22 protein-coding genes and 2 tRNA genes are annotated in these 22,003 nt (G+C 60.9%); 15 read left to right on the top strand and 9 right to left on the bottom strand.

What is annotated here, in order from left to right:
* Window positions 1–141 precede the first annotated feature (141 nt).
* A tRNA-Ser gene (locus tag ACFVHU_RS10275) sits at window positions 142–229 on the bottom strand.
* Window positions 230–291: 62 nt separating this feature from the next.
* On the opposite strand from ACFVHU_RS10275, the gene ACFVHU_RS10270 reads away from it, so the two are divergent.
* The 5 genes from ACFVHU_RS10270 (at window position 292) to ACFVHU_RS10250 (ending at window position 5,321) form a co-directional block, all read left to right on the top strand.
* Window positions 292–1,269, top strand: a complete 978-nt coding sequence (locus ACFVHU_RS10270; RefSeq protein ID WP_388024646.1) for an NAD(P)H-quinone oxidoreductase — start codon at window positions 292–294, stop codon at window positions 1,267–1,269.
* Window positions 1,270–1,378: 109 nt separating this feature from the next.
* Entirely contained in the window at window positions 1,379–3,613 is a 2,235-nt protein-coding gene (locus tag ACFVHU_RS10265) for a carbon starvation CstA family protein (RefSeq protein ID WP_388024215.1), read from the top strand.
* Between the two features lie 2 nt (window positions 3,614–3,615).
* Window positions 3,616–3,807, top strand: coding sequence for a YbdD/YjiX family protein (locus ACFVHU_RS10260; RefSeq protein ID WP_105658795.1), 192 nt, complete (start codon window positions 3,616–3,618; stop codon window positions 3,805–3,807).
* Window positions 3,808–3,960: 153 nt separating this feature from the next.
* Window positions 3,961–4,410, top strand: coding sequence for a hypothetical protein (locus tag ACFVHU_RS10255; protein ID WP_105662501.1), 450 nt, complete (start codon window positions 3,961–3,963; stop codon window positions 4,408–4,410).
* 68 nt (window positions 4,411–4,478) lie between these two features.
* Window positions 4,479–5,321, top strand: coding sequence for an aldo/keto reductase (locus ACFVHU_RS10250; RefSeq protein ID WP_388024212.1), 843 nt, complete (start codon window positions 4,479–4,481; stop codon window positions 5,319–5,321).
* Between the two features lie 79 nt (window positions 5,322–5,400).
* Here ACFVHU_RS10250 and ACFVHU_RS10245 read toward each other — a convergent pair whose 3' ends face one another.
* The 5 genes from ACFVHU_RS10245 to tmk form a co-directional block, all read right to left on the bottom strand.
* Window positions 5,401–6,153: a YqjF family protein gene (locus ACFVHU_RS10245; protein WP_105658792.1), complete on the bottom strand. Its 753-nt coding sequence runs from the start codon at window positions 6,151–6,153 to the stop codon at window positions 5,401–5,403.
* Between the two features lie 271 nt (window positions 6,154–6,424).
* Window positions 6,425–6,496 (bottom strand) — tRNA-Thr (locus ACFVHU_RS10240).
* A gap of 82 nt (window positions 6,497–6,578) precedes the next feature.
* Window positions 6,579–8,114, bottom strand: a complete 1,536-nt coding sequence (locus ACFVHU_RS10235) for an alpha/beta hydrolase (protein ID WP_388024211.1) — start codon at window positions 8,112–8,114, stop codon at window positions 6,579–6,581.
* A 23-nt stretch (window positions 8,115–8,137) separates the two neighbouring features.
* Window positions 8,138–9,292 carry a DNA polymerase III subunit delta' gene (locus ACFVHU_RS10230; protein WP_133835066.1) on the bottom strand — a complete coding sequence of 385 codons (1,155 nt, stop codon included), beginning with the start codon at window positions 9,290–9,292 and terminating at the stop codon, window positions 8,138–8,140.
* The gene (gene tmk, locus ACFVHU_RS10225) at window positions 9,289–9,942 is read right to left on the bottom strand and encodes a dTMP kinase (protein ID WP_388024209.1); all 654 of its coding nucleotides are present in this window, start codon (window positions 9,940–9,942) and stop codon (window positions 9,289–9,291) included. The genes ACFVHU_RS10230 and tmk overlap by 4 nt, the downstream gene beginning before the upstream one ends.
* Before the next feature lie 147 nt (window positions 9,943–10,089).
* On the opposite strand from tmk, the gene ACFVHU_RS10220 reads away from it, so the two are divergent.
* The 4 genes from ACFVHU_RS10220 (at window position 10,090) to ACFVHU_RS10205 (ending at window position 13,011) form a co-directional block, all read left to right on the top strand.
* Window positions 10,090–11,247, top strand: a complete 1,158-nt coding sequence (locus tag ACFVHU_RS10220) for a trans-sulfuration enzyme family protein (RefSeq protein ID WP_388024207.1) — start codon at window positions 10,090–10,092, stop codon at window positions 11,245–11,247.
* 85 nt (window positions 11,248–11,332) lie between these two features.
* Window positions 11,333–11,635 carry a DUF2516 family protein gene (locus ACFVHU_RS10215; RefSeq protein WP_332499012.1) on the top strand — a complete coding sequence of 101 codons (303 nt, stop codon included), beginning with the start codon at window positions 11,333–11,335 and terminating at the stop codon, window positions 11,633–11,635.
* A 128-nt stretch (window positions 11,636–11,763) separates the two neighbouring features.
* Window positions 11,764–12,510, top strand: coding sequence for a phosphoglyceromutase (locus ACFVHU_RS10210; RefSeq protein WP_105658786.1), 747 nt, complete (start codon window positions 11,764–11,766; stop codon window positions 12,508–12,510).
* 198 nt (window positions 12,511–12,708) lie between these two features.
* Complete coding sequence (locus ACFVHU_RS10205) at window positions 12,709–13,011, top strand: DUF4193 domain-containing protein (protein ID WP_038993831.1); 303 nt, start codon at window positions 12,709–12,711, stop codon at window positions 13,009–13,011.
* A 425-nt stretch (window positions 13,012–13,436) separates the two neighbouring features.
* Here ACFVHU_RS10205 and phoU read toward each other — a convergent pair whose 3' ends face one another.
* The gene (gene phoU / locus ACFVHU_RS10200; RefSeq protein WP_133835063.1) at window positions 13,437–14,090 is read right to left on the bottom strand and encodes a phosphate signaling complex protein PhoU; all 654 of its coding nucleotides are present in this window, start codon (window positions 14,088–14,090) and stop codon (window positions 13,437–13,439) included.
* Window positions 14,091–14,317: 227 nt separating this feature from the next.
* Here phoU and ACFVHU_RS10195 point away from each other — a divergent pair, with 227 nt between their 5' ends.
* Window positions 14,318–15,532 carry a sensor histidine kinase gene (locus ACFVHU_RS10195; protein WP_388024205.1) on the top strand — a complete coding sequence of 405 codons (1,215 nt, stop codon included), beginning with the start codon at window positions 14,318–14,320 and terminating at the stop codon, window positions 15,530–15,532.
* Complete coding sequence (locus ACFVHU_RS10190; RefSeq protein WP_105658784.1) at window positions 15,529–16,209, top strand: response regulator transcription factor; 681 nt, start codon at window positions 15,529–15,531, stop codon at window positions 16,207–16,209. Before ACFVHU_RS10195 ends, ACFVHU_RS10190 begins: the two co-directional genes overlap by 4 nt.
* 83 nt (window positions 16,210–16,292) lie before the next feature.
* On the opposite strand, the gene ACFVHU_RS10185 is transcribed toward ACFVHU_RS10190, so the two are convergent.
* Entirely contained in the window at window positions 16,293–16,832 is a 540-nt protein-coding gene (locus tag ACFVHU_RS10185; RefSeq protein WP_105658783.1) for a hypothetical protein, read from the bottom strand.
* A 353-nt stretch (window positions 16,833–17,185) separates the two neighbouring features.
* Between ACFVHU_RS10185 and ACFVHU_RS10180 the strand changes: the two genes are divergently transcribed.
* From ACFVHU_RS10180 to rlmB, 4 genes are all read left to right on the top strand, one after another.
* Entirely contained in the window at window positions 17,186–17,671 is a 486-nt protein-coding gene (locus ACFVHU_RS10180) for a CarD family transcriptional regulator (RefSeq protein ID WP_038993823.1), read from the top strand.
* Window positions 17,672–17,790: 119 nt separating this feature from the next.
* Window positions 17,791–19,017, top strand: coding sequence for a 2-C-methyl-D-erythritol 4-phosphate cytidylyltransferase (gene ispD / locus ACFVHU_RS10175; RefSeq protein ID WP_388024203.1), 1,227 nt, complete (start codon window positions 17,791–17,793; stop codon window positions 19,015–19,017).
* 87 nt (window positions 19,018–19,104) lie between these two features.
* Window positions 19,105–20,556: a cysteine--tRNA ligase gene (gene cysS, locus ACFVHU_RS10170; RefSeq protein WP_388024201.1), complete on the top strand. Its 1,452-nt coding sequence runs from the start codon at window positions 19,105–19,107 to the stop codon at window positions 20,554–20,556.
* Window positions 20,557–20,606: 50 nt separating this feature from the next.
* Window positions 20,607–21,554, top strand: a complete 948-nt coding sequence (gene rlmB / locus ACFVHU_RS10165; RefSeq protein ID WP_105658780.1) for a 23S rRNA (guanosine(2251)-2'-O)-methyltransferase RlmB — start codon at window positions 20,607–20,609, stop codon at window positions 21,552–21,554.
* Window positions 21,555–21,596: 42 nt separating this feature from the next.
* On the opposite strand, the gene ACFVHU_RS10160 is transcribed toward rlmB, so the two are convergent.
* Window positions 21,597–22,003 (bottom strand): hypothetical protein (locus tag ACFVHU_RS10160; protein WP_388024200.1); only part of this gene is annotated, 407 nt, incomplete at its 5' end.

The raw sequence follows: 22,003 nt of genomic DNA, 5'->3' as shown, positions 1-22,003 counted from the left end.
AAAATACACAACACCCCAAAAGAGTTCGCATTTTGTGGCGTGGGCTGGGTGATGTTAACACCACATATATATTCTGGTAGCTAAATTTTATCTTTGTGTGCGGGTCTTCCCAGACCAACCCCCCGCCAAACTCGAAAAGCGCGGATGGTATGGGATTTGAACCCATGAGACGGGGTTGCCGCCTACTGGTTTTCAAGACCAGCTCCTTCGGCCGCTCGGACAACCATCCAACCCGAAAAAGTATACGGCATGAACCCCTGTTGAAAGGAATTGAAGGCCATGAACGACGTTATGAACGCCTATATCTACAACGGTGCCGGTGGGCCAGAAGTCCTTGAACTGGTCCAACGGCCAATGCCGGTCCCCGCAGCTGGGGAAGTGCTGGTCAAGGTCGAGGCCTTCGGACTGAACCGCGCGGATGTGCAGCAGCGCAAGGGAGTGTATCCGCCACCTCCCGGAGCCAGCGATATCCCCGGGCTGGAAGTCTCGGGCAGCATCGTGGAGATCGTCGATGGCGTCAGCGGATGGAAACCGGGAGCGCGAGTTGCCGCCCTGCTCGCTGCTGGCGGGTATGCGCAGTACGTCAATGTTCCGGCAGAACTGCTCATCGAAATCCCTGAAACGGTTTCGAGCATCGAAGCCGCCGGGTTGCCGGAAGTCGCCGCCACCGTGGTCTCCAACCTCTTCATCGAAGGCGGACTGGGCCAAGACCAGGCGTTGTTGATCCATGGCGGAGCCGGCGGCATCGGCTCCATGGCCATACAGCTCGCCAAAGCCGCTGGCGCCCGCGTCATCGTCACCGCTTCCTCGGCAGAGAAATTGGACTACTGCCGTACCCTCGGCGCCGACGAGGGGATCAACTACCGGGAAGAGGACTTTTCTGCACGCGTCAAGGAACTGACCGACGCCAGGGGCGTGGATCTGATCCTGGATGTCGTGGGCGCCAAATACCTGGGGGAGAACGTCAAGGCGCTCGCCGTCGGCGGACGGATGGTAGTCATCGGACTGCAAGGCGGAGCCAAGGGAGAACTGAACTTGGGGCTGCTGATGAGCAAGCGGGCGCGGATCATCGGCACAACTTTGCGTTCCCGCCCGCTGCATGAGAAGGCGGAGATCGTTCGCCAGACCATTACCCGCGTGATGCCGCTGCTGGAACAGGGGAAACTGGCACTGAACGTCACCAAGGCCTTTGGATTCCCGGAGCTGGCCGCTGCCCACGAATACTTCGATTCCGGTGAACATACGGGAAAAGTTGTCATAGAGGTTTAAAGCAGCGGGAAACCAGTTGTAAGGTGACTCAGTAGTCATTAATGCGTGACTAGCCTAATAACCGCTGGTCGCGCACATCACTTGCACTGTTCCTAGGAGGTTGCTCGATTTGAGTACCCAAAATACCTTGCCACCAGCGGGTGTCGATCCTGAGGTTGCCGAACGCGAAGAAAAGCGTTGGACCCCCGCCAAGATCGCCATCTGGGTTGCCATCGCGCTGGTTGGCGGAATCGCATGGTCGATTCTCGCCTTCTCGCGCGGGGAAACCATCAATGCCATCTGGTTCGTCTTCGCCGCTGTTGCGACCTACCTGATTGCCTACCGCTTCTATTCGAAGTTCATCGAGCGCAAGATCGCCAAACCCGATGATTTCCGGGCCACCCCGGCCGAATCGGTCAATAACGGCCGTGACTTCGTTCCCACCGATCGCCGCGTGCTCTTCGGCCACCACTTCGCCGCCATCGCAGGCGCCGGTCCGCTGGTTGGACCGATCCTCGCAGCGCAGATGGGCTATTTGCCTGGCACCATCTGGATTATCGTGGGCGTGGTGCTGGCCGGAGCGGTCCAGGACTATCTCGTCATGTTCTTCTCCATGCGCCGTGGCGGACGCTCGCTGGGCCAGATGGCCCGCGAAGAGCTGGGCCTGATCGGCGGCACCGCTGCCCTGATCGCCACCCTTGCTATCATGATCATCATTACCGCCATCTTGGCGCTGGTGGTCGTCAATGCACTGGGCGAGTCCGCGTGGGGTGTCTACTCGGTGGGCCTGACCATCCCTATCGCCTTGTTCATGGGCATCTACCTGCGGTTCATCCGCCCGGGCAAGGTCCTGGAAATCTCCATCATCGGCTTCGTGCTGCTGATGTTCGCGATCATCTCCGGCCGCTGGATTGCCGAGTCTGCGTGGGGTGCCGAGTTCTTCCACCTGGATCGCACCACCATCGCCTGGGCCATCATCATCTACGGCATCATCGCCGCGGTGCTCCCGGTATGGCTGCTGCTGGCTCCTCGCGACTACCTGTCGACTTTCATGAAGATCGGCGTCATCGGCCTGCTGGCCGTGGCGATCATCGTCGTCCGCCCGGAAATCGATGTTCCGGCCTTCTCCGAGTTCGCTGGCCGTGCCGATGGCCCGGTCGTTGCCGGGCACATCTTCCCATTCCTGTTCGTGACCATTGCCTGCGGTGCGCTGTCGGGCTTCCACGCACTGATCGCCTCGGGCACCACCCCGAAGCTGGTCGAGAAGGAAAAGCAAACCCGCTTCCTGGGCTACGGCGGCATGCTCATGGAATCCATGGTGGCCATCATGGCGCTGGTTGCAGCGATTTCCATCGACCGCGGCATCTACTTCGCGATGAACTCCTCGGCTGCCGCTACCGGTGGCACGGTGGAAACCGCGGCGGCATTCGTGAACTCGCTGGGTTTGGCCGGCGTTAGCCTGGATCCAAACCAGCTGACCGAACTTGCCAATAACGTGGGCGAGAGCTCGGTTGTCTCGCGTACCGGTGGCGCTCCGACCCTGGCTGTGGGCATTGCGCACATCATGCACCAGTGGTTCGGCGGCACCGCGATGATGGGCTTCTGGTACCACTTCGCGATCATGTTCGAGGCACTGTTCATCCTGACCGCGGTTGACGCCGGTACCCGTGTTGCGCGCTTCATGCTGCAGGACACCATCGGCAACTTCTTCCCGAAGTTCAAGGACACCTCGTGGCGTCCGGGCGTGTGGCTGTGCACGTTGATCATGGTTGCCGGCTGGGGCTACATCCTGATCCTCGGCGTGACAGATCCCCTGGGCGGCATCAACACCTTCTTCCCGCTGTTCGGCATCGCCAATCAGCTGCTGGCTGCGATAGCGCTGGCCGTGGTGATGACCATCATAGCCAAGCAGAACAACTTCAAGTACCTGTGGGTCGTGGCTCTGCCGCTGGCCTTCACCGTGGTGATCACCTTCGTCGCGAGCTGGCAGAAGATCTTCTCCGCAGACACCAAAGTGGGCTACTTCGCCAACCACAACGCCTACAAGGAAGCTCTGGCCAATGGCGAGACTTCCCTCGGCTCGGCGGGCAGCGTCGAAGCCATGGAGGCCGTGGTCCGCAACACCGGTGTCCAGGGCTGGCTGTCCGTGGTCTTCCTGGTGCTGACCGCCATCGTGCTGGTATCGGCTGTTGTCGCAACCGCCAAGGCCAAGCAGAGCGGTGGTGGCAACAGCACCGAGGATCCTGCCGTGCCATCGAAGATGTACGCGCCCGCCGGCTTGATCTCGTCGCCTGCCGAAAAGGAACTTGAGAAGGCTTGGAAGCAAATCCCTGCCGAAGCCCAAGTCCAGCGAGGCGGCCACTAGCCATGGCGACGCTGTTGGAACGCCTGGGGCAAGCCAAGAAGTTTGTCGACGGGGTGCTCGGGGCCGACAAGTACCAGCACTACCTGGAACACCATGAACGCAATCATCCTGGCTCCAAGCCAATGACCGAGCGCGAATTCTGGAAGGACTACACCGACTGGCAGGAAAAGAATCCTGAAGGGCGTTGCTGCTGAACGCGACTGGTACCGGCCGTGAGAACCATTGGCGAAAGCGGATGGGGCTCGCGGCCGGTTTCGTTTTATGTCGACCCCGCTGCCGGGAACACTGCGGTGATCCCGGTAGGCTAGAACCAGTAATTCATCGGAAACCACCGGCAGAGAAGTGTAATGGCGTTCTTTTCACGACTGCGCGCTGAGCGTGCTGCTGCTCGCGAACTTGGCGAGGGCGTCTGGCGTCGCGCCCATGACCGTTTCCAGCGGTCATTGGACCGGGTCTTCCAGGTGGTAGAGGGCATCAACGATGACCAGGTTTACAACCAGCTGGTCCGAGAAGCCAATGAGATGGCTGTGCTGTTGCCGACCGTGCGCCAGCTTTGCTGTGCGGCGCATCGGATCACCCCGAGCAATGACGACACGATCCCGCAGCTGACCTCTGCGGCGCATCGTTCGCTGACTAAGGCCGCCAACGATTTGGCGACGACCGCACAGGTCGTAGCGATGATGCGCATGCAGGCCGAAGCCGGCAAGCCGATCGATATCGAAGCCGTGCGCCATCGTGCCATGCTGGTGAAAGAAGACGTCAGCCGGGCCGTGCAATTGCTCGCTTCCAGCGAATAATTGGGTTTTCCCGATCGCTCGCGTGGTGTTCCACCGCACAGGGCGCATCAGTGGACTAAATTAGTTGCATGACCCATACAATTCCTGAACTGAAGTTCCTTGACGGAAACACCATCGACCAGCTTGGCTACGGCGTCTGGAAGGTCGCCGACGAGGACGCGGAAGTAGTCGTTGGCCAGGCCATCGACGCCGGCTACCGCCACATCGACACCGCACGCATTTATGGCAACGAAGCTGGTGTCGGCCGCGCAGTTGCAGCCAGCACCGTGCCGCGCGAAGACCTCTTCATCACCACCAAGGTCTGGAACTCGGACCAGGGTTTCGAGAAGACCCTCGCCGCAGCGGATGCCTCGCTGGAACGGCTCGGACTGGAATACGTCGACCTGTACCTGATCCACTGGCTGCAGCCCAAGCGCGGCACCTACGTGGATACGTGGAAGGCACTGATCCAGTTGCAGAAGGACGGCAAGGCCAAGTCCATCGGCGTTTGCAACTTCACCAAGGAAGCACTGGAAGAGCTCTACACCGAAACCGGCGTCCGCCCGGTGATCAACCAGGTCGAAACCCATCCGTACTTCCCGCAGGGCGAGCTGCGCGCCTACGAGGCCGAGCACGGCATCCTGCACCAGTCCTGGTCCCCGCTGGGCCACGGCGGCGAACTGCTCAGCGACCCAGTGCTGGTGGAGATCGCCAAGAAGCATGAAGCATCGGTGGCGCAGGTAGTCATCGCGTGGCACCTGGCGGTAGGCAACGTGGTCATCCCGAAGTCGACCACCGAATCGCGCATCGTCGAGAACTTCGAATCGCTGAACGTGAAGCTGGACGAGGAAGATCTGGCTGCCATCGCTACCCTGGACCGCGGAGCGGAAGGCCGTATCTCGGCTGACCCGGCAACCGCCGACTTCGAGTAAAAAAGCTAGGCAGAACAGAAGGCTCCCGGTTTCTTCCGAAACCGGGAGCCTTCTGCCGCAACTGCCTTGTGCCTGGCCTCTAGCAGTCCAGTACGGTTGGTGCAGCGAACAGCGTATCGACGCCTTCGGCGTACAGAACCGAGTCGGGAGCTCGATCAGCGAGAGTGGCGAAACCGGCGGCACGCAGAAGGCCATCGTCGAATTCAACGAGTTGTGCAGGTTGCAGCGGCCACGGTTCATGGTGGTTCCGGCAGTGCAAGGTGCGCCCAAGATGCCGCTGGTGGAACGCCCACTGTGCCGATAGCGCGATGGCGGTCTGCGAACCCGGGGTAATTGGATCGGCACTGGCAGAAGCTTCTACCGGACGCACGACGATGCGGGAACGTGCGCTCGGATTTCCGATGCGCCGTGTTGCATAGCTGATCGTGCCGGCCTTCTTCAGGATTTTCATGGACGACCACTGGTACTTCAACCCGAAGACTGCCCGCGCCATGAGCACAGGTAGCAGGCGTGATGCTTCAAGGCTCAGGAATACCACTGCGCGGCGTCCTTGATTGTCAACGGAATAGAGGCGCACATTGATCTCCGGGAAGTCACCCAACCACGGAATCGCAGGACCGGAGAAGAACGCACTGCGCGACATCTGGAAAGCGACGAGGCCCACCCAAGCGCTGCCGGCGACAATATCTGGCCGGCATCCTTCGGGCATGTACGGCGCCACCTCATCCGGGCTAACCCGCCAATGCAGGAACGCTACTTCGCTCCACCGTTGGCGCATGATCGCGTTGCCGCCTAGCGATGGCGGTTCAGGGGAGTACTGCAAGGATTGCATCAGTTTGGAATTCCTTGGAAATTGCTGTCGAAGGCTTATACCGCTATTGCCGGTCGCGAACCAGGATCGATGATCTGCTGATCGCGGAGTGAAGAATCGTTTGCCGGCTCTGGCCTAATTGAATATCCAAAAGCGCCGTTGGGCAAGATGCGGGATAAGAATGGACTGCGTGGGAATCGAAGACCCCGGGACCAGTCATGAAAATCCATTGAAAATTGCGAAAACCCCGGAATCATGCGGCAAGCGCGATTCCGGGGTTTTCTTCACAACGAGCCCCCTGCCGGATTTGAACCGGCGACCTGCTCTTTACGAGGGAGCTGCTCTACCCCTGAGCTAAGGAGGCCTGTACCTGCAAACAGGCACCACGTCACTTTATCCGAGGAATTGTCTGAACGTCAAAACGGCGACGACATCATCAAGCCCAATCAGCACCGGGTGCCGGCTTCGGGGACTTTGCCGTCAATCAGGTACTCATCCACCGCTTTGGTAATGCATTCATTGGAGCGTCCATATGCGGTGTGGCCATGGCCTTCATAGGTCAGCAGGGTCGCGTTATCCAGCTGCTGCGCCAATGCCTCAGACCATGCGTAGGGGGTAGCTGGATCGCCGACGGTGCCAATGACGAGGATCTCATTCGAGCCTTCCGCGTCGAGGACCTCAGGCTTGCCAGTGGCGTCGTGGTCCCAGGCCTCGCAGGTGATGCCGCCGTAGGCGAGATACTTGCCCAAGGTCGGGGCCGCACGCATCAACTCTGTTGCTTCGGCCTGCATCGCTTCTGGACTGGCGTCCATTGGACGGTCCAGGCAATTGATGGCGGTGAAAGCATCGGTGGAATTCGATGCATACGTGCCGTCGCCCTCGCGGTCCGCCGAGAGATCCGCGAAGCCGAGGATCATATCCACATCCGCGTCGTTGACGGCAGCGTTCGTCGCATCGGTCAAAATGGGCCAGCTGGAATCGTCATACAGCGGCAAGATGAAGCCGTTGATGAAGTCGATGATCGGCACTGCACGCCCGTCGCTGGCAGTCATTGGTTCGTTCTCCACCTGCGCAAAGAACTGCTGCAGCTGCACCTTGGCCTCTTCAACGGTTCCAGTGAACGGGCACTCACCGCTTTCAAGGCAATTGGCGAGCCACGCGTCGATCTCCTTCTCGAAGCCAACGGCCTGGGCCAAGGTGAGGTCCGAAGCTGTGCTGGTTGGATCCATGGCGCCATCGAGTACGAAGCGACCCACATTCCGAGGGAACAAATCAGCGTAGGTTGCTCCGAGGAAGGTTCCATAGGAGAAACCGAGGTAGTCCAGCTGTGCATCACCGAGCACAGCACGGATCACGTCCATGTCCTTCGCTGCCGAAACGGTATCGACGTGGCCTAGGAGATTGCCGGTATTGGACGCGCAGTCAGCTGCGTAGTCCTCGGTATCCTCGACAATTTCGTCCTGGTCTTCAGGAACCCAAGCCCGCAGGTTTTCCTGGCGTCCCTCATCGGTCTCGGCACCGCTTTGGCAGGTGACCGGGGAGCTTTCTCCCACGCCTCGCGGATCGAATCCGATGACGTTGTAGGCGCGCTGCAGGTCAGCGCTGAACATGCCTGATACCGAGGACGCCACCAGATCCAGGCCGGATCCGCCTGGGCCGCCGGGGTTTACCAGCAGATTGCCTGTCGCTCCGTCCACTGCGCGGCGGTTCAACGCCAGATCAATGCTCTCGCCTTCGGGATCGGCATAGTCCAGCGGAACCTCTATGGTGGCGCATTCGATGATGCTGCCGCATTCTTCCCAATCGAGGTCTTGGCTGTAGAAGGATTCCAATCCTTGCGGCGTACTGGCGTTGGGCGCGGACTGCGACGCATCCGATGCGCCGGACTGCGAATCCGCTGTAGTGGAAGAGCAGCCGGCCAGGGTCAAAGCCAGAGCGGTCCCCACTGCGGCCAAGCGCATCATCGGTGAGCGTGCAGGCACTTTTAGTGTCTCCTTGTGATGGGTTAACGGCGTCCCGGCTGCGGCAGCAAACGGGTCATGAGTGCTTCCAGGGCCATGAGCTGGTTGACGTTGGCAGCCAAGCGGCTGCGCGTTTCATTGATGGCATCAAGCTGGGCCAAGGACTTCTCGCTGGACTGTTCCGCTGCGAAACGTTCGAGCTTCTCGCGCAGGTGCTCGTTGATCAGCTCAATTCCGGTATTCAGCTGGATGCTCAAAACATCGCGGAAGAATGTGGTCAGGTCTGTCAGGGTACGGTCCAAGGCATCGAAAGCCGCACGCCGAGCGAATCGCTTGGCATCATCCTCCAGCGCCTTGAACTGTCCACGCAATCCAGCGGGGATGTTCTCCTCTGGGCCCAAGCCGTTGGCGTGGCGCAGCTGGGCAATCTTGTTCTGCAGATCGGTGCCGGTAATGTTCTCGGCACGCTCGCTGGCCAGTTTGGAAATTTCTGCGGCAGCGGCCATCGCCTGCGGCAAGGTGGTGGTGCGCAACGGCAGGGTAACGACTTTTTCACGCTGGATGCGTGCTTGCTCGTCACGGGCCAGCAAACGGGCTACGCCAATGTGGGACTGCGAGACACGGGCAGCGAACAGCGCCTGTTCCGGTTCCAGCCCGTCACGGCGCACCAGAAGATCCGCAACATCCTGGGTGGACGGCACGGAGAGATTTATCGCGCGGCACCGTGATCGAATGGTCACCAGGACATCTGCAGGAGACGGGGCGCTCAGGATCCAGATCATCTTGGCGGGCGGTTCTTCAATGGCCTTGAGCAGCACGTTGGTGCTGCGCTCGGACATGCGGTCGGCATCTTCGATGATGATGATGCGCCAGCGGCCGGTGCCAGCACTTTCCTGTGCACGGGTAATCAGATGGCGGACGTCAGCGATCTGGTACTCGAATTTGTCGGTGGATACGAAGGACACATCCGGGTGCTCCGAATTCATGACCATTTTGCAGTTGGCGCACTGCCCGCAGCCGGCCGGGGCCTGGGTGCACTGCAAAGCTGCCGCGAAAGCCCGCGCCGCGGTGGTACGGCCCGATCCCGGGGGACCGGTCACCAGCCAGGCATGGGTCGGGTTGCCGCGATCAACCTCAGCGGTCAACGTGGCAATGACACGTTCCTGCCCGGCAAGTTCTGCGAAGACCGGCCGGGTCACAGCAAGCCTGCCAAATGCTGCGCAACCGACTGGTGCAGCTGCTCCACGCTGGCGGTGGCATCCAGGACCAGATAGCGCTGCGGATCACGGGCCGCCAAGTCGAGGAAGGCGTTGCGGATGCGTTCATGGAAATCATCCGGCTCGGATTCCAAGCGATCCGAATCCTCCACGCCGCCGCTGGCCGCAATGCGCCGGGCACGTCCCTGTGCGGCGGAGATATCAAGAATGATGGTGGCATCCGGCTTCAGTCCGCCGGTCGCGAAGTCATTGATCGATGCGACGGCATCAAAGCCGAGGGCGCGGCCCATGCCCTGGTAAGCCAGCGAGGAATCAACGAATCGGTCGCAGATGATGTGGGTTCCGGCATCCAGCGCGGGGGAGATGACCTGCTGGACATGGGCGGCACGCGCCGCCGAGTAAATCAGGGCCTCGGTACGGGCATCGATCTCGCCGTGGCCGTGTTCGAGCACCAAGGAACGCAGCTCTTCGCTGACCTGGGTTCCGCCTGGCTCACGGGTAGTGGTGACCTTGGCGCCACGGGACTCCAGCCACTGCTGGGCCAGGGCGACCTGCGTGGACTTCCCAGCGCCGTCACCGCCTTCAAAAACGATGAACAAGCCACGGGTTGGGGTACTCGATTCGATACTCACCCCACTAGCCTATCCAAGGACATTTAAAGATGTGCGTTGCAACGGCAGGATGTGCAACGAAAATGCACCCAGTGTGGTGGATCAGTCAGATGAAATGTAGTGAAATCCACCGGCTGGCAGCGTCAAAGGAAGCGTAGAGTTTTTTCCATGAACCCCCGCACCGCAGAATCAGGCGCCAATCCGGCCTGGGATCCGAAAACTTTGCTCGTTGCCGGTGGGCGTCCGGCCCATGGCTACGATGCTCCAGTCAACCACCCGGTGACCTTCACCTCGACCTACCACTCCAGAGGCCAGGCGGTGCCGGGTGAACGCGTATATGCGCGCTTCTCCAATCCGACCTGGGATCCGTTTGAAGAAGTACTGGGCCAGCTCGAAGCGGCAACGCTGCCTGCCCTGGTGTTCTCCTCGGGCATGGCAGCTATTGCCGCCGCACTGAGCATCGTGCCAGAGGCCGGCGTGCTGGTGATGCCGCAGCATTCCTATAACGGTTCGCTGGCGTTGAGCGCAGAGCTGCAAGAGGCGGGACGGCTGCGCATTCGCCCGGTGGATATTGCCAACACCGAAGAAGTGCTCGCTGCCTTGGAGGGGGCCGATGTGCTCTGGGTGGAATCGCCAACCAACCCGATGCTGGAAGTCGCCGACCTGCCGACCCTGCTGGCTGCCGCCAAAGCGAAGAACGTCGTGAGCATCGTGGATAACACCTTTGCCACCCCACTGCTCCAGCAGCCGCTGGTCCACGGTGCCGACCTTGTAGTTCACTCGGTGACCAAGTACCTGTCGGGCCACTCGGACGTGATCATGGGCGCGCTGGTCACCAGCGACGAGCAGCTCCACAGCCGCCTGCATGGGTACCGGACCTTGCATGGCGCGATCGCCGGCCCGATGGATACCTTCCTCGCATTACGCGGGGTGCGCACCATGGCCGTGCGCCTTCAGCGTTCGCAGTCAAACAGCCAGGTGCTGGCAGAACGCCTCGCGGCACATCCCAAGGTGCAGGCCGTACGCTACCCGGGACTGCCCAACGACCCGGGCCACGCGCGCGCCGCGGACCTCATGGGCGGGTTCGGGTCGGTGATCGCCTTTGAAGCGGGAAGCACCGCCGAAGAAGCGGACCGGGTACTGGAAGCCTTCCAGCTCATCACCGGCGCCACCTCGCTTGGAGGCGTGGAGTCCCTGGCTGAGCGCCGGGCCCGCCACGCTTCGGAGCCGGCCAGCGTCCCGGCCAGCCTGATCCGACTGTCAGTAGGCATTGAAGAGGTGGAAGACCTCTGGGCCGATCTGCAGCAAGCGCTGGACCGGCTTTGATGCCCGCGGGCGCTGATTTCCGCGCGTGGCACAGCGCCCATCATTTGCGCGAAAAAGGTAGAGTACAAGCATGAACATGTTGCGCATGGCCCAAATAATCGAGTACTACATGATGATCGCTTTGAGCATTGTCATCGTTGCGCTCGCCGTCTGGGCTTTGGTTGATTGCCTGCGTCATGGCGCAGATCGCTTCGCCCAGGAAGGCAAGCGCACCAAGGGGTTCTGGCTTGGACTGACCGTCGCCAGCACCGCCGTGGCACTGCTTGGCATCTTCAGCCAGGGCGGAATCGGCTTCCTGCAGCTGATCGGCGCCTGCATCGCCTGCGTGTACCTCGCGGATGTCAAGCCTGCCGTCAGCGGCAAGGGCGGCGGCTGGTACAACTACTAGGCGTGCCAAGGCACCAAGTTTTCCCGAAGACCTGCATCCGCATCTTGGCGGACTGCAGGTCTTCGCACTTTAATCACGGGCCTTAACTTTCGCACGAGCAGGCTTGCGCATTGGTTAGGATGGATTACATGAGCCACACTTTGATTTTGCTTCGCCACGGACAGAGCGAATGGAACGAAAAGAACCTGTTCACCGGTTGGTACGACGTATCGCTGACCGAGAAGGGCCGTGCTGAAGCTGCCCGCGGCGGCCAGCTGCTGACCGAAGCTGGCTACAAGCCGGAGGTGCTTCACACCTCCTTGCTGACCCGCGCCATTGTTACCGCGAACCTGGCCCTGGAAGCCGCTGGCCGTTCGTGGATCCCGGTGAACCGCGACTGGCGCCTGAACGAGCGCCACTACGGTGCGCTGCAGGGCAAGGACAAGGCGCAGACCTTGGCCGAGTTCGGCGAAGAGCAGTTCATGGAATGGCGTCGCAGCTACGACACCCCGCCACCAGCACTGGATGATTCCTCGGAGTTCAGCCAGATCAACGACGAGCGCTATGCGGCATTGGGCGACTCCGCCCCACGCACCGAGTGCCTCAAGGACGTGCTGGATCGCATGCTTCCCTACTGGGAGAACAACATCAAGGCCGACCTGTCGGCAGGCAAGACCGTCATGGTCACCGCCCACGGCAACTCGCTGCGTGCGCTGGTCAAGCACCTGGATGGCATCAGCGATGAAGACATTGCTGGCCTGAACATCCCAACCGGCATCCCGCTGGTCTATGAGCTGGATGACAACTTCCAGCCAATCACCAAGGGCGGAACCTACCTGGATCCAGCAGCCGCTGCGGACGCCATCAAGGCCGTTGCCAACCAAGGCCGCAAGTAGGACACGCTTTTCGGCGGCATCGGGGCTGCTGGCTACTCGCCAGTAGTTCGCGATGCCGCCGTCCGCTTGTTAACGCCGAGGTAACGCCAAGCATCCGGCTGTGAGCGAAACAACTGCGCACGATTGTATTTTTGGCATTAGTATGCTGTAATCTCCTATTTCGAATAGGCTCAATGGCTCACGTTAGGAATGCAATTCGTGGCAACTGATTACGATGAAGTCCGCCCAGACGTTGCTGAGGCACGTAAGGCTTCTCTGGATGCGGTGAAGTCCGCAAACGCACCGGACGCCAAGTCGGTGGTGCGCGAGCTCGACGAGACCGACCACACCGATGGCATGGATCTGCCAGGTGCGGATCTATCCAACGAGGAATTGACCGTTACGGTCATTCCGCAGAAAGACGACGAGTTCATTTGCGGCTCGTGCTTCTTGATTCGCCACCGTTCGCAGCTGGTGCGCGAAGAGGGCAATGTAGGCTTCTGCGTCGAGTGCGAAGGCTAGAAGCCCGCTAGACGCTGGCGCCACTTGCGCGCCAACAACCTGCGAGGGCAGTCCACCGATCGGTGGACTGCCCTCTGCTGGTTTAACGGGCTGGATTCCCCGGATGGGACCGGACTCCAACGGCGGTCCCTGGGGTGCCCAGCGCTGCGTCGTGCGTCCGCTGGCATCCTGCCGGGGCAATGGCTGGATGTGCGCTCACCGGGAGCGCGTGGAGCTGCATGGCCGGACGAGGCGCAGCACTGCCATGCCAACGGGGCCGCGGGCCACGGCACGGTACCCAGTTCGCGCCGCGATGCGAAGGCTTCCCGGACCCCGGACACCCAGTTTCAGTGCTGAATGAGCTGGAGAGCAAAAATGGCGCCTGCCATCCGGTGGTACCGGATGGCAGGCGCCAAGGCGCAGCCTTATAGCTTAGGTCCGCGGACCTAGATCTCGGTGGGGTCCCATTCGCCGGTCACCAGATAGGTGACCTTGCGAGCTACGGACACACCATGATCGCCGAAGCGCTCAAGGTAGCGGCTGGTCAGCGATACGTCCACGGTGGTGGGTGCATTGGCATCCCAGTCGTCGGCCGCGACCAGGGTGAAGACGCTGGAGTGCAAGCGATCCAGCTGGTGGTTCAGCTCGATAATTTCGGTAGCGATCTGCAGATCGCGGGTGTCGAGCAAACGCGCAACGGCCTTGGCGATGTCAATATCGATCTTTGCCATCTGGGCAAAGGTGTCGGAAATCCTGGCTGGGATTGCCGGGTTGGGGAAGCGCAGGCGGGCCAGCTGCGCCAAGTGGCGTGCCAAGTCGCCCATGCGCTCCAGCGAAGCACTCATGCGCAGCGAACCGACGATCATGCGCAGATCGCTGGCTACCGGTCCCTGCAAAGCCAAAGTATCGATAGCGCGCTCATCGAGCTGGTTCTGCAGGAAGTCGATCTTCGCGTCCGCTGCGATGACTTCCTGGGCCAGGTCGACGTCGACGTTGGCTAGCGAATCCCAAGCTCGATCCATTGCGGTTGCGACCTGGTTGGCCATCTCAATGAGTTCTTCGCCAATTTGCTGCAGGTCTGCTTGAAATACCTTACGCACAGCAGTTCCTTTCGAGTGTCGGTATCCATGCCGGATGGTGGACTGCCGTGGCAGCCAACCGCCCCGAAACAGTTTTGTGGCATGGTGGAGGGTCTTGCTCCAGCTTGTCAGCGGGTGATTAACGAATATGCCACGAAAGGTGAACGTTTGGTGAACAGCGCGCCGAAATCGACTAAATCACGTCATTTAGGGCCGGTGCCACCCAAAGGTGAAGCTAGTCTAAAGATGTGAACGAAGTGATCTCGACTCTTATAGCCGGCGTCCTCGGCCTGGCTCTGGGGATCGTTGGCGTCATCGCCTTCCGGCTTTCCCAGAACCGCTCCTCGAAGCTGCCGCAGGTCGACGAACCCGTGCTCCCCGAGGGAGCCGCCGCCGTCCTGTCGGTCATTGGACGCGCCTTCGTGATCCTTGATGACGTCGACGGGGTGGTCCGGGCCAACCCCGCTTCCTATGCCTACGGACTGGTGCGAGGACACACGCTCGTCCACAACGAACTGCTCTCGCTGGTGCGGCAGGTTCGCGCCGACGGCGTGATTGCCGAAAGCCAGTACGAGCTGCAACGCTCCACGCTGGGTGCCGGGCAGCTAATTGTCCATGTGCGCGTGGCACCGCTGGGCGACGAGTACATTCTCCTGCTGGCCGACGACCGTACCGAAATCACCCGTACCGAAGCGATGCGCAACGACTTCGTGGCCAACGTTTCCCACGAGCTGAAGACTCCGGTCGGCGCGATCGGCCTGCTGGCCGAGGCCATTACCGAGGCTGCCGATGACCCCAAGGCGGTACGCCGCTTCTCCACCCGGATGGACAAGGAATCGCGGCGCCTGGCCGCCCTGGTCCAGGACATTATCGAGCTCTCCCGCCTGCAGGCATCCGATGCCATCGTGCAGGGCCAGGAAGTGAATATCGACAGCGTCGTGGCCGAGGCAGTTGACCGCAGCCACCTGATTGCCGAGGAAAAGGGCATCGCCATCACCGTAGGCGGACATCTCGAGGAGCCGATCCTGGGCGATGCGGACCTGCTGATGACTGCGATCCGCAACCTGATCGATAATGCCATCCGCTACTCCCCGGAGAACACCACGGTAGGCGTGGGCATCCGGCAGCGTGATGGCTATGCGCAGATCTCGGTCACCGACCAGGGACCCGGGATTTCGGCCGAAGAGCAGGAACGCGTTTTCGAGCGCTTCTACCGCGTGGACTCCGCACGTTCGAGGCAGACCGGGGGCACCGGCCTGGGGCTGAGCATCGTCAAGCACGTGCTGGCCAACCACGGCGGCGAAGTGTCGCTGTGGTCGCAGCCGGGCCACGGATCCACATTTACCCTAAGACTTCCCCTAGCGGACGAAGAACCGGCGACCAGCAATGTGCTTGCCGGCCAGACGATGAAGGAACGAACGATCGAGACGAATGCGTCCGATCGTGAAGGAGGACGCCGATGACCCGCATATTGATCGTTGAGGACGAGGAATCGCTCTCTGACCCGCTGTCCTACCTGCTGGAACGCGAAGGTTTCGAAGTCCGGATCGCCGACGACGGCCTGAAGGCCGTGACCGAGTTCGAACGCCATGGCGCAGACCTGGTGCTGCTGGATCTGATGCTCCCGGGCCAGCCCGGAACCGAGGTGATCCGCCAGATCCGCCTGAACAGCCAGGTCCCGGTCATCATGCTCACCGCAAAGGACTCGGAGATCGATAAGGTCGTCGGCCTGGAGCTCGGCGCCGACGACTACGTCACCAAGCCGTACTCCTCCCGCGAATTGCTGGCCCGCATCCGTGCTGTGCTGCGCCGCCAGGGCGAAGGCGAAGAACTGATCAGCAATGTGGTCACCGCCGGTCCGGTGCGAATGGACGTGGAACGCCACGTGGTCTCGGTCGACAACACCGAGGTATCCATGCCGCTGAAGGAATTCGAGCTGCTGGAAATGCTGTTGCGCAACGCCGGTCGAGTGCTCACCCGGGGCCAGCTGATTGACCGCGTCTGGGGCAGCGACTACGTGGGGGACACCAAGACTTTGGATGTGCACGTCAAGCGCCTGCGCTCCAAGATCGAGGTCGACCCGGCGGTGCCCGAACGCCTGGTGACCGTGCGCGGGCTGGGCTACAAGTTCGTGGTCTAAAGCCAAAGAGCCCGGATACGGCAAGAGCCTCGGGCAGAATCTTTCGATTCTGCCAGAGGCTCTTGTTTTGTCTTGCGCGAAGCTTAGTGGCCCGAAGTGGAGTGGGTCTCTTCTGGAATCAGGTGCTCGGTAACCGACTGATCAGCACCGCCTGGTACGAAGTCGCGGTATTCAGCCAGGGTGCCATCGACAACTGGAACGCTGAATTCCACGTTCTCACCGGCAACGGTGAAGACCGAGTCGGCGTGTTCGCCAGCTGCAATGCCCATGTTCTTGATGATCTGCTGGTTCTTGTCTTCTTCAAGCTTGATGGTGCCGTCTGCAGGAACCTGGATGGAGACAGGTGCTGCGTTGTCAGCCTTGACCGACAGGGTCAGCGCGGAATCGCCGGCGTTGACTACGGAGCCGATCAGGCGGGCTTCAGTGTCGTCGCTGTTGGTGACGAACATCAGGTTGCGGACCTTTGCGTCTGCGACATCGACGTTGACGCCATCGCTGGCGGCGTAGTCGGTGTTGGTGGCCTGCTCGTTGATGGCGCCACAGCTGGTGACACCGAATGCCAGGGCAGCCACAGCGAGGGACGCGGCAATGCGACGTCCAGCGGTCATGCGTGCGGTGATCACGACACTAACTCCTCGGTGAGAAAAATGAGTTGCTTCGGTTCGTGGTCTGCTTAATCGAATGCACCTAGGGCAGGCGCAATCGAAAATTGGACCACGATTACCTCTAAGCCTAGCTGTTTTTCACGCAAAGACGCGATTTAGCGACGTGCAACACACGCATTTCGACAAGTTGTAGACAACCGATGCGGGGAAGGGGGTTGGTGCGCAGTCGACTGCCCTACCTTCTTCATAGCATGTTTCTCTTGCAAGTGGAAGAGGCATTTCCGCGTGAATTCGCGGTTATATGGGGCACAGGCGCAGGATCCGGAATAGCAAACATGGTAGACTAGGGCGTGGGAAAGGGGTTTATCCACATGGTTTTTGAGGTTGGCGAGACTGTTGTCTACCCGCACCACGGTGCCGCGATGATCGAAGAGATCAAGATGCGCAAGATCAAGGGCGAAGAGAAAATGTATCTCAAGCTCAAGGTGGCTCAGGGCGACCTGACCATCGAGGTTCCTGCTGAGAACGTTGATCTTGTTGGCGTACGTGACGTGGTAGGTCAGGAAGGCTTGGACCATGTGTTCGATGTCCTTCGTGCTGAATTTACCGAAGAGCCGACCAACTGGTCGCGCCGCTACAAGGCAAATGTCGAGAAGCTCGCTTCCGGCGATGTCATCAAGGTTGCAGAAGTAGTCCGCGACTTGTGGCGCCGAGAAAATGACCGTGGTCTGTCGGCAGGCGAAAAGCGCATGCTGGCAAAAGCTCGCCAGGTATTGATCAGTGAATTGGCCTTGGCCAAGGATCTGGACGAGGCCAAGGCAGAAGGCCTCTTGGACGAGGTTCTGGCTTCGGCCTAGCCCCGTTCCGGTAACGCATCGCCGTGAAACGCTCCCAAGCGTTTCACGGCTTTTGGCGTTAAAGCGGCCAAGGCTGAACCGCGCGGCACGATAAGCTGGGCGCTGTGAAGCAAAGCGAAGTGCATAACTCAAGCCTGATCCTCGTGGCTGCTGGAATGGGAACCCGCCTCGGCGCTGGCCTTCCCAAGGCGATGGTCCAGGTGGCCGGAAAATCCCTGGCTGAACATGCCGTGGACCGGGCGCTGGGAATTCCGCAGATCACCGAAATCATCGTGGTTACCCCGCCGCAGGACGAACGCCTGGCCGCGGCCATGGCGCAGTACGGGGACAAGGTGCACACCGTGCCCGGTGGCGCCAGCCGCGCCGCGTCGGTCCGTGCCGGCTTGGCTGTAGCCAGTTCCGCCGCCACCAACATTCTGGTCCATGACGCCGCCCGTGCTTTTGCCCCGGCGAAGCTGCATGAACAAGTGCTTGGAGCTCTGGCCGACGAGCAGTGCAACGCCGTCATCCCGGCGCTGAACGTCACCGACACCATCTGCGTGGTGGAGCTCGATGCCGCCGGCGAGCACGAAATCATCAAGGAAACCCCGGCACGTTCCATCCTGCGCGCGGTGCAAACCCCGCAGGGCTTTGACGCGCAGCTGTTGCGCGATGCCCACGCCCAACTGGATGGCTGCACCGAGGCAGAACTGGAGAAGGTTACCGACGACGCGTCGATCGTGCGGGCTTTCGGAGCCGAAGTCCATGTGGTGCCGGGATCGCAGCAAGCCATGAAGGTCACCTATTCCGGAGATCTCGACGCGGCAGGCAAGCTCGCGGCGAACCAGCCCGCGGCCACCCCAAGCGCAAAGGAAGAAACCATGATCCTGCCACGAGTCGGCAACGGCATCGATGTTCACGCGGTCAGCGAAGACCCGACTCGCGAAATGTGGCTGGCAGGACTGCACTTCCCGGAAGACACCGGGCTTTCGGGCCACTCCGATGGCGACGCGGTAGCGCACGCGGCCTGCGATGCGCTGTTCTCCGCGGCGGGCATTGGCGATCTGGGCACGCACTTCGGGGTGGACCGACCGGAATTCGCCGGGGCCAGCGGTGTGAGCCTGATTGCAGAAGCCGCCCGCCTGGTGCGGGAGGCGGGATTCGAAATCGGCAATGTCGCGGTGCAGTTCGTTGGCCGCCGCCCGCGCTTTGCCGCGCGCCGCGAAGAAGCCAGCAAAGTGCTGAGCGAGGCTATCGGCGCCCCAGTCAGCGTCATTGCGACCACCAGCGACGGGCTGGGCTACGAGGGGGAAGGCAAGGGCGTGACAGCCTATGCCACCGCACTGGTCTACCCGGTATCGGGCTAGGCCCCTTGGCGCAACCGCGGGGCTTCGATCATCGAGAGTGTCACAAGTGAAGTACAAAGGGTGCATCCATCGGATAACCTTAAAGGCGTGAGCCTGCGATTCTATGACACCAAAACAGCATCCGTACGCGACTTCCAGCCATTGGCGGAAGGCGAAGTCAAGCTGTACTACTGTGGCGCCACCGTGCAGGGCATGCCGCACGTGGGCCACGTCCGCAGCGCCATTGTCTTCGACCTGTTGGTACGCTGGCTCGAATACCGCGGCTTTGCCGTCACCACCGTCCGCAACGTGACCGACATCGATGACAAGATCCTGGAGAAGTCGGCGAAATCCTTCGCCGAGGACTTCGAGGCGGATGCCCATTACAAGCCGCGCGAAGAATGGTTCGCCCTGGCGTACCGCTTCGAGCAGGAATTCGCACGGGCCTACGAGGCTCTGGGTGTCCAACGCCCGACTTACGAGCCCCGCGCGACCGGCCACATCACCGAAATGCATGACCTGATTGCACAGCTGATCGAACGCGGCCATGCCTACCCGGCGGCCGACAGCTCCGGAGATGTCTATTTCGACGTGCGCTCCTATGAGCAGTACGGCGCACTGACCCGCCAGAAGATCGACGATATGCAGGACGCGCCGGATTCGGATCCGCGCGGCAAGAAGGATCCACGCGACTTCGCGCTGTGGAAGGGCTACAAGGGAACCGATCCGCTGACCGCTTCCTGGCCAAGCCCCTGGGGACGCGGCCGCCCAGGCTGGCACCTGGAATGCTCGGCGATGGCTGGCAAGTACCTGGGCAGCGAATTCGACATCCATGGCGGCGGACTGGATCTGCGCTTCCCGCACCACGAGAACGAAATGGCCCAGTCCAACGCGGCTGGCCACGGCTTTGCAAACTTCTGGATGCACAACGGCATGGTCACCTATGAGGGTGAGAAGATGTCCAAGTCCATTGGGAACACCATTTCCCCGGAAGAAATGCTCGCGCTGGCCGACGCCCGCGTGGTGCGCTACTTCCTGGGCCAGGCGCAGTACCGTTCGATGCTCGACTACCGCCCGGACTCGCTGACCGAAGCGGGGGCAGCGGTCGAACGCATCGACACCTTCATCTCCAACGCGCGCTACCGCCTGGGTGCCGTCGCCGAGTCGATCGTGGCCACCGGGGTTCCGGAAGCTTTCGGCACCGCGATGGATGATGACCTGAACGTTCCAATGGCGCTGGCCGCGCTGCATGAAACCGTGCGGCTGGGCAATGCATCCTTGGATAGCCGTGACGACGCTGCCACTGCCAAGGCCTTGGGCCAGGTCTTGGCCATGACCCAGGTATTGGGCCTGGATGATGCCGGCAGCAATGAAAGCTCGAAATCTTCTGCAGAGCACGCAGCCCTGGATCAGCTGATCCAGGCCCAGTTGGCTGAACGCGCCGAAGCACGCGCTGCCAAGGACTGGGCACGCTCCGACGCCATCCGCGATGCGCTGGCATCCGCTGGCATTACCGTGGCGGACTCGGCCGATGGCGCTCGCTGGACTCTGGACAACTAGTCGCGAACACGCGCGGCACCAACGAACTCAAAACTAAAGGACATGAACCAATGAACAAAAAGGGCCCAACCAAGGGTAGTGGTGGCAAGGGACGTCGTTCCCTCGAGGGCAAGGGCCCGACCCCCAAAGCGGAGGACCGCCCGTACCACAAGGCTTACCGTGCCAAGCAGCTCTCTGAGCGCTCGGCCGCCAAGCGCAGCACCGGCCGTCGAACCGACCGCATCAAGGTCAACGCCGAGTTCGTCACCGGCCGCAACTCCGTCGTTGAGGCGCTGCGCGCCGGCATCCCTGCCAAGGCGCTGCACGTTGCCATCCGCATCGACGTCGATGACCGCGTCCGCGAATCCCTGAAGCTGGCTGCCGAGCTGGGCATCCCGCTGATGGAAGCATCCAAGCCCGAGCTCGACCGCATGACCGATGACGCGATCCACCAGGGCATGGCCCTGCAGATTCCGCCATACGAATACAAGGATGCAGTCCAGCTGGCTACCAAGGCCATCAAGGACTTCGACAAGGGATACACCCGGACCCAGCCGCTGTTCCTGGCACTGGATGGCATCACCGACCCGCGTAACCTGGGTGCGATTGTCCGTTCGGCCTCGGCCTTCGGCGCAGACGGCGTGATCATTCCAGAGCGCCGCAGCGTCGGCATGACCGCTTCGGCATGGAAGACCAGCGCCGGTGCAGCTGTACGCGTACCAGTAGCCAAGTGCAGCAACCTGACCAGCGCACTGAAAGAAATCAAGGCTGCTGGCATTTTCGTGATCGGCCTCGACGCCGGTGGCGACATGGAGCTTCCGAACTTCGAATTGGCTACCGGCCCGCTGTGCATCGTGGTTGGTTCCGAAGGCAAGGGCCTGTCCCGGCTGGTCCGCGAAAACTGCGACGCCATCGTTTCGATTCCAATCGACTCGGCAATGGAATCGCTGAATGCTTCGATGGCTGTTGGCATCTCGCTCTACGAGGTATCGCGTTTGCGCGCTGGACAGTCCAAGTAGTCTCCAAGCACCGTGAAGGGGTCATAACTTTGCCAAGGCAAGTTATGGCCCCTTTTCATTGGGGTGACCTGCTTCATAACAACAATTTTCCGTTGTTTTTAGCCGATATTCACCTTGGACCGCAGGGAATCCGCATGATTCCGGGGATTCTGCGCAGGAAAGCATGGAAACTGGCCGATTTTGCGTCGTGGCTGAACCCGTGTAGAGTTTTATCTCGCGCCGCTGATCCGGACAGCCTGAAAGGGCGAAACGGAAACGGCGGGGTGAACAAGACTGAAACGTCGAGTTGACAACAGTCAACTTGGTGGTAAGCTTGTAAAGTTGCTCCGGAGCGAAGCAGTCATCGAAGGATTCGTGGTTGTGGTGTCGAGAGTGTTTGTTGTTTGAGAACTCAATAGTGTGCCAAGTTTGTTGATACCGAATATTTTTATTTGGTGAATACATAACAT

The sequence above is a fragment of the Glutamicibacter sp. NPDC127525 genome (assembly GCF_042672105.1).
In the GTDB taxonomy this organism is placed as follows: domain Bacteria; phylum Actinomycetota; class Actinomycetes; order Actinomycetales; family Micrococcaceae; genus Glutamicibacter.
The sequence above is the reverse complement of the archived record's forward strand: the minus strand, read 5'-3'. Positions and strand labels throughout refer to the sequence as shown.